The sequence below is a fragment of the Vibrio sp. PSi01 genome (genome assembly GCF_054960695.1).
Genome location: NZ_JBHNYN010000012.1, coordinates 75549 through 88524 on the forward strand (window position 1 = coordinate 75549; position 12976 = coordinate 88524).

General features: G+C 43.9%; 14 protein-coding genes. 8 read left to right on the forward strand and 6 right to left on the reverse strand.

Features of this window, described 5'->3' with window-relative positions:
- Nucleotides 1–157 precede the first annotated feature (157 nt).
- Nucleotides 158–505: a DUF3135 domain-containing protein gene (locus tag ACFI6G_RS15820; protein WP_010435369.1), complete on the forward strand. Its 348-nt coding sequence runs from the start codon at nt 158–160 to the stop codon at nt 503–505.
- A 104-nt stretch (nt 506–609) separates the two neighbouring features.
- Here the strand turns inward: ACFI6G_RS15820 and ACFI6G_RS15825 are convergent, their stop codons facing one another.
- Entirely contained in the window at nt 610–1032 is a 423-nt protein-coding gene (locus ACFI6G_RS15825) for a DUF805 domain-containing protein (protein ID WP_010435371.1), read from the reverse strand.
- 85 nt (nt 1033–1117) lie between these two features.
- Entirely contained in the window at nt 1118–1465 is a 348-nt protein-coding gene (locus ACFI6G_RS15830) for a 5-carboxymethyl-2-hydroxymuconate Delta-isomerase (protein ID WP_016793866.1), read from the reverse strand.
- Nucleotides 1466–1715: 250 nt separating this feature from the next.
- Here ACFI6G_RS15830 and tpiA point away from each other — a divergent pair, with 250 nt between their 5' ends.
- The gene (gene tpiA / locus ACFI6G_RS15835; protein ID WP_010435373.1) at nt 1716–2486 is read left to right on the forward strand and encodes a triose-phosphate isomerase; all 771 of its coding nucleotides are present in this window, start codon (nt 1716–1718) and stop codon (nt 2484–2486) included.
- A gap of 150 nt (nt 2487–2636) precedes the next feature.
- On the opposite strand, the gene pfkA is transcribed toward tpiA, so the two are convergent.
- The 3 genes from pfkA to ACFI6G_RS15850 form a co-directional block, all read right to left on the reverse strand.
- A complete protein-coding gene (gene pfkA / locus ACFI6G_RS15840; protein WP_004729705.1) occupies nt 2637–3599 on the reverse strand; it encodes a 6-phosphofructokinase in 963 nt (320 codons plus the stop codon).
- Nucleotides 3600–3914: 315 nt separating this feature from the next.
- Nucleotides 3915–4823 (reverse strand): CDF family cation-efflux transporter FieF, encoded by a 909-nt coding sequence (gene fieF / locus ACFI6G_RS15845; protein ID WP_016767974.1) that lies wholly within the window; start codon nt 4821–4823, stop codon nt 3915–3917.
- 163 nt (nt 4824–4986) lie between these two features.
- Complete coding sequence (locus ACFI6G_RS15850) at nt 4987–5496, reverse strand: CpxP family protein (RefSeq protein ID WP_010435378.1); 510 nt, start codon at nt 5494–5496, stop codon at nt 4987–4989.
- A gap of 178 nt (nt 5497–5674) precedes the next feature.
- On the opposite strand from ACFI6G_RS15850, the gene ACFI6G_RS15855 reads away from it, so the two are divergent.
- The 4 genes from ACFI6G_RS15855 (at nt 5675) to ACFI6G_RS15870 (ending at nt 9003) form a co-directional block, all read left to right on the forward strand.
- Entirely contained in the window at nt 5675–6364 is a 690-nt protein-coding gene (locus ACFI6G_RS15855) for a response regulator (protein ID WP_010435380.1), read from the forward strand.
- On the forward strand, nt 6364–7746 hold the full coding sequence (gene cpxA / locus ACFI6G_RS15860) for an envelope stress sensor histidine kinase CpxA (RefSeq protein WP_010435382.1): 1383 nt from the start codon (nt 6364–6366) through the stop codon (nt 7744–7746). Before ACFI6G_RS15855 ends, cpxA begins: the two co-directional genes overlap by 1 nt.
- 76 nt (nt 7747–7822) lie before the next feature.
- Nucleotides 7823–8440 (forward strand): superoxide dismutase, encoded by a 618-nt coding sequence (locus ACFI6G_RS15865; RefSeq protein ID WP_016767973.1) that lies wholly within the window; start codon nt 7823–7825, stop codon nt 8438–8440.
- Nucleotides 8441–8523: 83 nt separating this feature from the next.
- Nucleotides 8524–9003: a tRNA (cytidine(34)-2'-O)-methyltransferase gene (locus tag ACFI6G_RS15870; protein ID WP_010435387.1), complete on the forward strand. Its 480-nt coding sequence runs from the start codon at nt 8524–8526 to the stop codon at nt 9001–9003.
- A gap of 198 nt (nt 9004–9201) precedes the next feature.
- On the opposite strand, the gene ACFI6G_RS15875 is transcribed toward ACFI6G_RS15870, so the two are convergent.
- On the reverse strand, nt 9202–9726 hold the full coding sequence (locus ACFI6G_RS15875; RefSeq protein ID WP_010435390.1) for an FxsA family protein: 525 nt from the start codon (nt 9724–9726) through the stop codon (nt 9202–9204).
- Nucleotides 9727–10010: 284 nt separating this feature from the next.
- Here ACFI6G_RS15875 and aspA point away from each other — a divergent pair, with 284 nt between their 5' ends.
- Nucleotides 10011–11462: an aspartate ammonia-lyase gene (gene aspA, locus ACFI6G_RS15880; protein WP_010435392.1), complete on the forward strand. Its 1452-nt coding sequence runs from the start codon at nt 10011–10013 to the stop codon at nt 11460–11462.
- A 180-nt stretch (nt 11463–11642) separates the two neighbouring features.
- On the forward strand, nt 11643–12950 hold the full coding sequence (locus tag ACFI6G_RS15885) for an anaerobic C4-dicarboxylate transporter (RefSeq protein WP_016767972.1): 1308 nt from the start codon (nt 11643–11645) through the stop codon (nt 12948–12950).
- Nucleotides 12951–12976 lie beyond the last annotated feature (26 nt).

Below are 12976 nucleotides of genomic sequence, written 5' to 3' on the forward strand. Positions count from 1 at the left end.
CAATACCAAGTCCAAGTCCAAGTCCAAGTCCAGCAGGCTGACGCCAAGTCATTGATCTTGTCTCAAGATTGAGAAAATACAAATTGATTAAAATTTGTACTAATTTATTTCTTAAGCTTAAAGCATATGAAACATGCTTAACGCTAAGGAAAGAAACATGGCATATCCACAGTCGGATCAAAAACTGCCCCCCTTTGACGAACTCGTCCAACTAGCGAAAAGTGATCCTGAAGCATTTAATCAATTCAAACATGATATGTGTGAACAAATGATTTGTTCTGCCTCTGAGGTGATGCAAGATCGACTTCGAGCCCAACAAAGTCACCTCGACTTAGTGGTCAGCCGTTGCAAGAATCCACACCATGCTAATGTTGTACTGATGCAAGAGCTACGCTGTCAGGTCTGTAAATTTCAAGATGCGCTTCAAGGCCGCTGTAGTTTTGAAGAGCCTGAATCTGAAAATGTGGTTCCTTTTAGGCCGAACACAGAACCGAAAATGTATTAAAAAATCGTTACTCAAACGCCCAAGCATCAGTAGCAAGATATTAGAGACCAAAAACAAAAAAAGGGAGCACAATGCTCCCTTCTTATTTCTCAATCATTCAATCTTTACACTGGGTCGTCACCGTAATCATTACGGCCTTCAGTTCCCTTGAGCAATCCACATTCAATCAAAATCCATAAACCACATACTAATGCTGCAACCGTTGCTGCCATGTGAACTGGCGATACCGACTCTGTTGTCGTTGCGACCATTGGCGAAGCCAAACGCCCAAGCACCAGTGGCACGTTCAACAGCAACCAGTAGTTCGACTTATTGCGGTCGTGCCAGCGTTTAGCGGTAATTGCAAGATCTGGGATAACCAGCAACAGTAGAAAGATTGGTAGCAGGATATAGGAATATGCAGGGAACAGAACAGAAATACCGGAAGCAAAACCAGTAATCGCTACATAGTAGAAAACATTCCAAATCCAGTAAGTCTTACGACCAATTCTCCCTTTGAAAGAGAGCAGTAAATCTTTCATCGACATCTTAAAATACTCAAAAATTAATACGCTACCAAAAGTTAGCAGCAAATAGTTGGTTAATCACTTTTAGATCGTTGATTATTTTTAGCTAATTAATCACTTTCTGAAAGCAACTTTTATCCATATCTCGTATGTTGACCGTTAGGCTTCTTACATGACTCGCTTGTTCTTGCAGGATCTGCATTAACGATCGTGACAATTCTCGCTTTTGCTCTTCCGTTCGTCCCGAAAGTAACTCAAAGCTGATATGAATAAAGTCTACACTATCTTCCTCCTCACCGACCAACCAATTATGGCAACGCAGTGAACGAGACTTCACTGACGGCACATCAAACAAGCCACATGTGAGAGCGACTTGATGGAGATCTTCCAGTAAGCCTTGGATATTCACACGCTCATCCACTGAATTTGAGTACTCTAGAACTAGGTTCGGCATTGTTACTTCCTTATTGTTAACGCAATCGTTTGTCCCTTAATAGCAACTAACGATGAAAAATCCGAGAAGTTAGCTATTATTCTGTCTGCCGGATCACTGATATTTGCTCAGAATCTACTCTGACCATTGAGTAAGATCCAAGAAAGTCATGACCACAGTCATGATCTGTTGATATTAATCTGTTATATTATTTCGTAATAAAGTTTACTTTTTTACATTCGATTTATTTAAATACTTTGGAGATATTCCTATGCGTCATCCTGTAGTTATGGGTAACTGGAAACTAAACGGCAGCAAAGAAATGGTTGTTGATCTACTAAACGGTCTTAACGCTGAACTTGAAGGCGTAACAGGCGTAGACGTAGCAGTTGCTCCACCAGCACTTTTCGTTGATCTTGCAGAACGTACGCTTACTGAAGCGGGCAGCGCAATCATCCTAGGTGCTCAAAACTCTGACCTAAACAACAGCGGTGCATTCACTGGCGACATGTCTCCAGCAATGCTTAAAGAGTTCGGCGCATCTCACATCATCATCGGTCACTCTGAGCGTCGTGAATACCACAACGAATCAGATGAATTCGTTGCTAAGAAATTCGCATTCCTAAAAGAGAACGGCCTAACTCCAGTTCTTTGTATCGGTGAATCTGAAGCACAAAACGAAGCAGGCGAAACTGTTGCAGTATGTGCTCGTCAACTTGACGCTGTTATCAACACTCAAGGTGTTGAAGCTCTTGAAGGCGCTATCATCGCTTACGAACCAATCTGGGCTATCGGTACTGGTAAAGCAGCGACAGCTGAAGATGCACAACGCATCCACGCTCAAATCCGTGCACACATCGCAGAGAAATCTGAAGACGTTGCTAAGAAAGTTGTTATCCAATACGGCGGTTCTGTTAAACCAGAAAACGCAGCAGCTTACTTCGCACAACCAGACATCGACGGTGCTCTAGTTGGCGGCGCAGCGCTAGACGCGAAAAGCTTCGCAGCTATCGCTAAAGCAGCAGCTGAAGCAAAAGCTTAATTTAAACGTCACCGTTTAGATTGAATGAAAGGTCAACTTAGGTTGGCCTTTTTTATTACCTGTCAGTTCTAAAGCCTCAAACAACAGGCACAAAAAAAACCGCTGATAAATCAGCGGTTTTTAATATTTTAAGCGAACGCTAAGCGTTGCTTAGAACAACTCTTCTGCAACGCGGAATAGCTCAGAACGGTCTGGGTTCTGCATGTTCTCGATACAGTCGATGATGTCGTGGTGAACAAGCGCTTCTTTCTCAATACCAACACAACGACCACCGTGGCCTTCTTGAAGAAGGTGAACTGCGTAGTTACCCATGCGAGAAGCCAGTACACGGTCAAATGCAGTCGGGCGACCACCACGTTGGATGTGACCAAGAACCGTTGCACGAGTTTCACGACCTGTTGAAGCTTCGATCTCTTTCGCAAGTTCGTTCGCGTCCATCATAAGCTCTGTTAGAGCGATGATTGCGTGCTTCTTACCTTTCGCAATACCATCTTGGATATTGCTGATCAGCTGATCTTTATCTAAGCCAGTCTCAGGAGTGATGATGTATTCACAACCACCTGCAATTGCTGACATAAGCGTAAGGTCACCACAGTGACGGCCCATGATTTCAACAATAGAAATACGTTGGTGAGAAGAAGACGTGTCACGTAGACGGTCAATTGAGTCGATAACAGTGTTAAGCGCTGTTAGGTAACCGATTGTGTAATCAGTACCTGCGATATCGTTGTCGATAGTACCTGGAAGACCGATACATGGGTAACCCATCTCAGTCAGTTTCTTAGCGCCCATGTAAGAGCCGTCACCACCGATAACAACAAGTGCTTCGATACCGTGCTTTTTAAGGTTCTCAATGCCTTTCTCACGAACAGCAACATCTTTAAACTCAGGGAAACGTGCAGAACCTAAGAAAGTACCACCACGGTTGATCACGTCAGATACGCTTGAACGGTCAAGCTTTTCGATACGGTCTTCAACAAGGCCTTGGTAGCCATCGTAAATACCGTAAACTTCAATGCCAACTGATAGCGCTGTACGAACTACACCGCGAACTGCTGCGTTCATGCCTGGAGCGTCACCACCACTGGTCAAAACACCGATCTTCTTAATCATGCTCACCCTCGATTTTTGGGAATCTATTATTCAATTCTTATTCTTGCTGATTGTATATCAACAAGATTTTAAATCTATATTTGTGCGTTATGTTACATTTCCTCAACAGGAATAGCACTCAAATCGCGTAAAATTATGTAACATTTCTACTTCTGTAAGAGTATTACAGTTTTACTCAGTAACTTTGTTGATTCACATCAGAATCAACATTAATTGTTACTAAGGTGATTTTTGAATCACCTTTGAGTTAGTAATTTTTACTCACTCTAGTTCAAAAGCCGGCCACTTACCATTTGCTCTCAGCTTTATCACTCATTACCAAGAATGAAACTTCTGCTGTTTCTCTGGGCCAAATACCACCGAATACGGATCTTGATGAATTAATACATCAGCATCAGGAAAAACAGAGATAAGCTTGTCTTCTACTTCGTCAGAAATGCGATGCGCTTCAATAAGTGGGATATTATCTTCAAGCTCCAAATGCAATTGAATAAAGCGAATTGGGCCCGAACGACGCGTTCGTAATTGATGCACACCCAATACACCTTCGATACTCAACGACGTCTCTTTAATCTGTTTAAGCTCTTCATCCGGTAGCTTTCTATCAAGCAATGACTGAATCGCTTCATTTGCCATTTGATAAGCGCTGTAAAGAATGTAGATACCGATACCAATCGCGAATACCGAGTCCGCTTGCCCAATACCAAACCAGCTCAACGCCAATGCCAGCATAATGGCCGCATTCATATAGAGATCCGATTGATAATGCAGTGAGTCCGCCGCAATAGCCTGGCTACCGGTTTTTTTCACGACATGTTTTTGGAATCGAACCAAACCAAAAGTCATCACCATCGCGAATAAGCTGACGTAGATACCAATTTCAGGAGAGTTCAGTTCGTGAGGCCTAAAGAAGCGTTCAATACCATTAAGTATAAGGAAACAAGCGGAGCCGGAAATAAACATCGCTTGTGCTAGTGCTGCAAGAGATTCAGCTTTGCCATGACCAAAAGTATGTTCTTTATCGGCAGGCTGGAGAGAGTATCGAACGACGATTAGGTTCACGACTGACGCCGCAATATCTAACAAGGAATCAACCACGGAAGCCAACAGACTCACAGAGCCGGTCACCCACCATGCTGCGACCTTCACGATCAATAAAATTGTGGCGATGGTAGTGGCTGCCCAAGCGGCGAGCGTAACTAAACGTGCGTATTCTTGTTTCATAATTTGGCTATAAAATGACTGATAGCACAAAGTATAACCTGCAAACAATCAATTGAATATGACAGACATGATGTAAGAGATTCATTTTAAGGGATCAAAAAAAGCGGCACACGGCCGCTTTTTCACATTATTCTGGGGATTAAACACCAGATTAGATGAAAGACTATTTGTCTTTGTTCATGCGTTTTTCCATTTTGTCAGCGCACTTACTCATACGCTCTTGTTGGATCTCTTTCAATTGAGTTTTTTGCTCTGCTGTCAGAACGCTCATCATGTCGTGTTGTTTCTTCAGCATTGCGACACGACGTTCAGTTTGCTTAGCAACCATTTGGCTTGCTAGATCGTTTGCAGCGGCTTCATCGAAGTTGTCGGCCAATACTAGAGCTTGAACCTTTTCGTGATGCGCTTTCATTTGCGCCATTTTTGCCGTTTTGTTTGCACCGCGCTTTGCTTTCATCTCAGCACGGTCTGCTTCACGCATCTCTTTTAACTGTTCTTTTTGAGCGTCGGTTAGGTCTAGTTGGCGCATTACTTTTTTATCGAAACCGCCACACTTGTCGTGCATACCTTTGTGGTCACCTTTATCACCACCACCGTAAGCATACGCGCTTGCTGTACCAAAAATAAGTGGAAGTGCCGCAGCTGCTAGTACAAGTTTCTTAGTCATTTTCATAATTGTTGCCTCAATTCGGTATAATAAGTCATGTGTTGCGTCTGTTTCTCAGCGCTTGAATATAGATTAGTCTTTCCCTCGTAAAGTGACGTTTAGAAAGCGTAAAGAATCGTAAAGAGTGAAAGTTGACGAATAATTAGCAGTATTATTAACCTAACTAAATGATTAAGGCTTCCCAATGGCGAACATTCTTCTTATTGATGACGACACAGAGTTAACCAGCTTACTTAAAGACATTTTGAGCTTTGAGGGCTTCACTATCTCAGAAGCCAATGATGGCTATGCCGGGCTTGAAGCGATCAATGATGAGATTGATCTGGTCCTTTTGGATGTGATGATGCCGCGCCTTAATGGCATGGAAACGCTAAAAAAGCTGAGAGAAAATTGGGAAACGCCGGTACTAATGCTGACAGCGAAAGGCGAAGAAATAGATCGTGTTATTGGCCTTGAACTTGGTGCGGATGATTACTTGCCAAAGCCCTTCAGTGATCGAGAGCTGCTCGCTCGTATTCGTGCCATCTTGCGTCGTACGCAAACCAACACAGTGCCTAAAGCGGCCAGTGATAGGATTCAATACCAAGACATTGAAGTATTCCCTGGCAAACAAGAAGCTTATTGCAATGGTCAGATTATCGATCTCACCACTACCGAGTTCGCTCTCTTGAGTCACCTAATCCAGAACCCTGGACAAGTGATCACCAAAGAAGCATTGAGTTTAGACGTGTTAGGTAAAAGGCTAGCGGCGTTTGACCGTGCGATTGATATGCACATATCTAACCTGCGCAAGAAGATTCCAGAACGCAGCGACGGGAAATCTCGCATTAAAACCTTACGAGGTCGTGGCTACTTGTTAGTAGAGGAGGATTAATGCGTATACCTAAAATCACCAGCTTATATGGACGTATCTTTGCTATCTTTTGGTTCACCATGTTACTGGTGCTTTTGTCGGTGCTATCACTGCCACACTTAGATCCTCGAGTTGCTCGCGATGTACCGGTCGAGCACCTCAAGAAATTAGAACGCATTGCGAAAAGTACAGAGAAGCGATTCGCCAAAGAAGACAACTTAGGCAAGATTGTCTTCCAACTGGAAGGCCCAACCCGCAGCAGAAAAGACACACGCCCTCGGATGTATTTGACTGACCTTGAAGGCTCAGTACTAACGACTAAAAAGCATTCAGATTACAAAGTGAAAGCAATTCGCAATTTCGTGACTACGATTGATAACCCTGAAGTGCCAAAACAAAAGCTGTATGGGCATTACATGGTGGCAGGCCCAATCCCAGTTTCACTCGCCGGTGAAGACCTGATGATGTACATCGGAGTTAAATGGGATCAGCCACCACCATTTTTACTGCGACTGTTTGATAAACCATTACAGTTATTACTTGCCGTGATGCTGGCGAGTACCCCGCTGCTGCTTTGGTTAGCTTGGGCGCTAAGTCAACCAGCACGAAGGCTAGAACTTGCTGCACAACGCGTTGCTAAAGGTCAATTTGAGGTTGACCCTCAACTGGAAAAAGGCACATCAGAATTCAGACAAGCCGGTGAGAGCTTTAACCAGATGGTCGAAGCAGTAAACCAGATGATTTCAGGGCAGCAACGTTTATTGTCTGATATATCTCATGAATTACGTTCTCCACTCACTCGATTACGCATGGCGAATGCACTCGCCATTCGTAAGCAAGGCGACAGCCAAGAGCTAGAGCGTATCGATACTGAAGCGCAGCGTTTAGAACAGATGATCAGTGAACTTTTAACTTTGTCTCGTATGCAGGTCGATAGTCACATCACACGTGAAGTGCAACCCTTATCGAGCCTGTGGGAAGAGATCCTAAAAGACGCAGAGTTTGAAGCAGAGCAAATGGGCAAGCAGATGAGGTTTTCAAAAATTCCTAATCGTTCTATCTCGGGTAATCCGAAGTTATTGATGAGCGCGCTCGACAATATTACTCGCAATGCCATTTACTATGGTAGAGACCAAGTTGATGTTCAATTTAGTGTTCAACAAGACCAACTGACGATTTGCGTGAATGACAACGGTGAAGGCGTTCCTGATGACGAATTAGATTCAATTTTCCGACCTTTCTATCGTGTTTCAACGGCAAGAGATCGAAACTCAGGCGGAACAGGATTGGGGTTAACCATTACAGAAAGTGCGATTCGTCAACACAGTGGTTCGATCACAGCAAGCCGCAGTAAACTAGGTGGATTACAACTAGAGATCACTCTGCCAATCCTACCAGCGTAATACCCCTACAAAGATCACAGTTGATAATGATAGTTATTATCATTATGGTAAATCCTCTAATTAAGGAGGATTTACCATGTCACACTCTTTCCCAGATCTACCCTACGCTTACGATGCCCTAGAACCTTACATTGATGCAAAAACAATGGAAGTGCATTACAGCAAACACCATCGAACCTATTACGATAAGTTTATTACTGCGGTTTCTGGTAGCGAGCTTGAGCACCAGTCTCTCACCGAGATTTTCGCTAACATCTCTCAGCACAGTCCAGCCGTTCGTAACAATGGTGGCGGTTACTACAATCACATCTTGTATTGGAACTGCATGTCGCAAGACGGTGGGGGTGAACCTACGGGCGAACTAGGTGAAGCGATCAAAAGTACATTCGGAGATTTCAAAACCTTCCAAGACCAGTTTGCTCAAGCGGCAATCAATACCTTTGGTTCAGGCTTTGCTTGGTTGGTGGTGGAAAAAGGACAGCTGAACATCGTCTCGACCTCGAATCAAGACAACCCATGGATGGATACCATTGCCAGTAACGGAGAACCGGTTCTTGCGCTCGACGTTTGGGAGCACGCCTACTACATCAGCTACCAAAACCGTCGCCCTGATTACATCAATGCATGGTGGAACGTGGTGAATTGGAATGCGGTATCTGAAAACTACGCACAAGCACTAGCGAACCAAGCTTAAGCAAATGGTGACGGTGGCGAACTGTACTCACTCTGCTTGCCACCGTATACTCTGGCTATCTTTGATTATTCTTGTGAACCAACATGTTTGATATCGCTCTATACGAACCAGAAATTGCACCCAATACGGGTAACATCATCCGCCTATCTGCTAACTGTGGCGCGAACCTACACCTAATTGAACCGCTTGGTTTTGACTTTGAAGAGAAGAAAGTACGCCGTGCCGGTTTGGACTACCACGACCTAGCGCGAGTAAAACGCCACAAGAATCTAGAAGCCTTTCTTGAGTACTTAGAGAATGAACGTGAAGGTGACTTCCGTATCTTCGCATGTACCACAAAAACCACAGGCCACCACGTTGATGCTAAATTCCAACAAGGTGATGTATTGATGTTTGGCCCTGAGACACGCGGCCTACCTGCTGAGCTCATCGAAAGCATGCCAATGGAACAACGCATTCGTATTCCAATGATGCCAGATGCGCGCAGCCTAAACCTATCTAATGCTGTGGCAATCATTGCTTTTGAAGCATGGCGTCAAATGGGTTTCGAAGGCGCGGTATAACTGAGCGCTCAAACTTATTTGTTATCTGTTATCTGTTATCTGTTATCTGTTATCTGTTATCTGTTATCAATAATAAACAGTAAGTAACAACAAGCGACACGCAATAAAAAAGGCTCTTACCATTATCGCTTTCATGTGAAAGATAAAGGTAAGAGCCTTTTCTGTTTTTCCCTCTATATAAAGAAGAGAGAAAACGGATTAGTTTAGTCGGTTACGATCGTTGTCGTCGTCTTTCTTTTCAAACTCACCCTCAAAGGTGTTGCCGTCTTTTGATTGATCAGATGGATCTCGATTGAATGGGTCTTGTCCAAATGGGCTCTGCCCAAAACCACCTTGTCCACCTGCTTGGAAACCACCAGACATATTGGTAACCACCATTTTTTCCATCATTTTCTTAGCAATCATCGCTCTTGGTGCAGGCAGCAATACCAACATACCAAGTGCATCCGTCATAAAGCCCGGAGTCAGCAGCAATACGCCTGCAACCGCAAGCATCACGCCTTCAAGAATCTGTTGAGCTGGCATTTCGCCTTGTTGTAATCGGCCTTGAACAGACATTAATGTTTGAATGCCTTGGCTACGAACAAGTGATGCACCGACAAATGCAGTGATCAGAACCAACGCAATCGTTGGCCACAACCCTAAGAAGCCACCAACTTGAATAAATAGTCCAATCTCAATGATCGGTACGAAGATAAATAGTAATAATAAGATAGGAAACACACGCACTCCTTTGTTACATCCAGTTTACGCTGAAAGCCCTACCAATCTCAAATTTATCCTGTAAATAAGCGTGTTTATTGACCCGGAATAAGTTTGCTAAATATTGACGAAACAAAAACGAAAAAGGTGATCAACTTACTATTTTTATGCGCTAAGTACAGTATCATGTGCCACATAAGTCAGGACGGATTTATCAGCCCAATATTCTAGCGAACGGAGTATTTGCACACAGAATAGGCTAATAACTAACTATATAATCAGAATAATTCTCTAAGGATCCTGTTATGGCTACTCTATCAGAAGCTCAAGTTGATGCTCCTCAAGCTACTCGTCTCGAAGAAGATCTTTTAGGTCAACGTCATGTTCCAGCTGATGCTTACTACGGCATCCACACCCTACGCGCAGTTGAAAACTTCAACATCTCAAATGTAACGATCTCAGATGTACCTGAATTCGTTCGCGGTATGGTGATGACTAAAAAAGCTGCGGCTTTAGCAAACAAAGAGTTAGGTGTAATTCCAAGCGAAGTGGCTAAATACATCATTCAAGCTTGTGACCTAATTCTAGATACTGGCAAGTGTATGGATCAATTCCCATCGGATGTATTCCAAGGTGGTGCAGGTACTTCTGTAAACATGAACGCAAACGAAGTGGTTGCGAACGTGGCACTTGAACTTATGGGCAAAGAAAAAGGTCAATACGAGTTCATCAACCCAAATGACCATGTAAACCGCAGCCAATCGACAAACTGCGCCTACCCAACGGGCTTCCGTATCTCTGTTTACAACAGCGTACTGAAACTGATCGATGCGATTGAATACCTAAAAGGTGCATTCGAACTTAAGAGCCAAGAATTCAACACCATCCTGAAAATGGGTCGTACTCAACTTCAGGATGCAGTTCCAATGACGGTTGGCCAAGAGTTCCACGCTTGGGCGGTAACCATCAATGAAGAAATCAAAAACCTAGAATACACTTCAAAACTACTGCTTGAAGTTAACCTAGGCGCAACAGCTATCGGTACTGGTCTGAACGCAGCACCGGGTTACCAAGGTCTAGCAGTTAAACACCTAGCTGAAGTAACTGGCCTAGAATGTGTTCCTGCGGAAGACCTAATCGAAGCAACATCTGACTGTGGTGCCTACGTAATGACGCACGGCGCACTTAAACGCTTAGCGGTTAAGCTGTCTAAAATTTGTAACGATTTGCGTCTGCTTTCTTCAGGTCCACGCACTGGTTTCAACGAGCTAAACCTACCGGAACTGCAAGCGGGTTCTTCAATCATGCCTGCTAAAGTAAACCCAGTTGTACCTGAAGTAGTAAACCAAGTTTGCTTTAAAGTTCTAGGTAACGACAACACGGTTTCTTTCGCAGCAGAAGGCGGCCAGCTTCAACTGAACGTAATGGAACCCGTTATTGCACAAAGCATGTTTGAGTCTCTAGACATTCTAACTAATGCATGTGTGAACCTACGCGACAAGTGTGTAGACGGCATTACGGTCAACAAAGAAGTGTGTGAATCTCACGTATTTAACTCTATCGGTATCGTGACTTACCTAAACCCATACATTGGCCACCACGAAGGTGACATCGTTGGTAAGATCTGTGCTGAGACAGGTAAGAGCGTTCGTGACGTGGTTCTAGAGCGTGGTTTATTAACCGAAGAAGAACTTGATGACATTTTCTCTGTTGAAAATTTGATGCATCCTCAGTATAAAGCAAAACGCTACGAGTAAATCTAGCAAATAGGGCTCCAAACGGAGCCCTTTTTTAGGCTCCAATACGGTTAACCACGTTTATTTTGTGGGCTTATGTTGGTTGCACTTTTGCTCAATAGAATCTAAACAATAGAACTATTATGTGAACATTCCATCGGTGAATGTTCACATAATAAAATCTAAAATGAGGTGTTACTTATGATTGCAGTAGAACTATTTGTCGTCCTACTCTTTATCTTTTTGGGGGCTAGAATTGGCGGTATCGGTATCGGTTTTGCCGGTGGTGCTGGTGTTATTGCCCTTTCACTTATTCTTGGTGTTCCAACAAGCCAATCTTTCATTCCGATCGATGTCATCTTGATCATCATGTCGGTAATCACTGCAATTGCTGCAATGCAAGTTGCCGGTGGTATGGATTGGTTAGTACAAATTGCAGAAAACTTTTTACGTAAACATCCTGAACGCATTACCTTCTATGCGCCTATCGTTACTTTTGTAATGACATTAATGGCAGGTACAGGTCACACAGCATTCTCTACACTGCCTGTTATCGCTGAAGTAGCGAAGGGCCAAGGTGTTCGTCCTTCTCGTCCTCTTTCTATTGCAGTTGTGGCATCTCAAATTGCTATCACAGCTTCGCCAATTTCGGCAGCAGTTGTGGCTTTCGCTGCGATGCTTGCACCATTTGGTGTTGATTACCTAACGCTACTCATGGTTTGTATCCCAACAACCTTCATCGCTTGTATGGTTGGTGCGGTTGTTGCTAACTACATGGGTAGCGAACTGAAAGACGATCCAGTTTACCAAGAGCGTCTTGAGAAAGGTCTAATCAAGCTAGCAACTGAAGAGAAACGCGAAATTCTACCAACGGCAAAGAGAGCGACTTACATCTTTCTAGCAGCGATTGGTTTTGTGGTTTGCTACGCAGCGGCTATCTCTAGCTCTGTCGGCCTAATTGAAAACCCAGCTCTAGGCCGTAACGAAGCGATCATGTCTGTGATGCTGGCAGCAGCAGCGGCAATTGTTATGTTCACTAAAATTGATGCTGCGAAGATTTCTTCTGCACCAACATTCCGCTCAGGTATGACAGCATGTGTATGTGTACTGGGTGTGGCCTGGTTAGGTTCAACGTTTGTAAACGCACACGTTGCTGAGATCAAAGACGTAGCAGGCGCTCTATTGGCTGACTACCCGTGGATGCTAGCGCTTGTTCTGTTCTTCGCTTCTATGCTGCTTTATTCTCAAGGTGCAACAACGGTTGCACTGATGCCTGCCGCTCTGGCGATTGGCGTGGCACCATTAACAGCTGTCGCTTCTTTTGCTGCAGTAAGTGCGTTGTTCGTACTTCCAACTTACCCAACGCTACTGGCAGCAGTTGAGATGGATGACACAGGTTCAACGCGTATTGGTAAGTATGTATTTAACCACCCATTCTTCATTCCTGGTGTGGCAACAATCAGTACTGCGGTAGCACTCGGCTTCGCATTCGGCGGTCTGTTTATCTAACATTCGCTGATGATTAAAACTTTAAA

Coding starts and splice junctions, on each gene's coding strand:
- ACFI6G_RS15820 (WP_010435369.1), top strand. CDS start 158: ATGGCATATCCACAGTCGGATCAAAAACTGCCCCCCTTTGACGAACTC.
- ACFI6G_RS15825 (WP_010435371.1), bottom strand. CDS start 1,032: ATGTCGATGAAAGATTTACTGCTCTCTTTCAAAGGGAGAATTGGTCGT.
- ACFI6G_RS15830 (WP_016793866.1), bottom strand. CDS start 1,465: ATGCCGAACCTAGTTCTAGAGTACTCAAATTCAGTGGATGAGCGTGTG.
- tpiA (WP_010435373.1), top strand. CDS start 1,716: ATGCGTCATCCTGTAGTTATGGGTAACTGGAAACTAAACGGCAGCAAA.
- pfkA (WP_004729705.1), bottom strand. CDS start 3,599: ATGATTAAGAAGATCGGTGTTTTGACCAGTGGTGGTGACGCTCCAGGC.
- fieF (WP_016767974.1), bottom strand. CDS start 4,823: ATGAAACAAGAATACGCACGTTTAGTTACGCTCGCCGCTTGGGCAGCC.
- ACFI6G_RS15850 (WP_010435378.1), bottom strand. CDS start 5,496: ATGAAAATGACTAAGAAACTTGTACTAGCAGCTGCGGCACTTCCACTT.
- ACFI6G_RS15855 (WP_010435380.1), top strand. CDS start 5,675: ATGGCGAACATTCTTCTTATTGATGACGACACAGAGTTAACCAGCTTA.
- cpxA (WP_010435382.1), top strand. CDS start 6,364: ATGCGTATACCTAAAATCACCAGCTTATATGGACGTATCTTTGCTATC.
- ACFI6G_RS15865 (WP_016767973.1), top strand. CDS start 7,823: ATGTCACACTCTTTCCCAGATCTACCCTACGCTTACGATGCCCTAGAA.
- ACFI6G_RS15870 (WP_010435387.1), top strand. CDS start 8,524: ATGTTTGATATCGCTCTATACGAACCAGAAATTGCACCCAATACGGGT.
- aspA (WP_010435392.1), top strand. CDS start 10,011: ATGGCTACTCTATCAGAAGCTCAAGTTGATGCTCCTCAAGCTACTCGT.
- ACFI6G_RS15885 (WP_016767972.1), top strand. CDS start 11,643: ATGATTGCAGTAGAACTATTTGTCGTCCTACTCTTTATCTTTTTGGGG.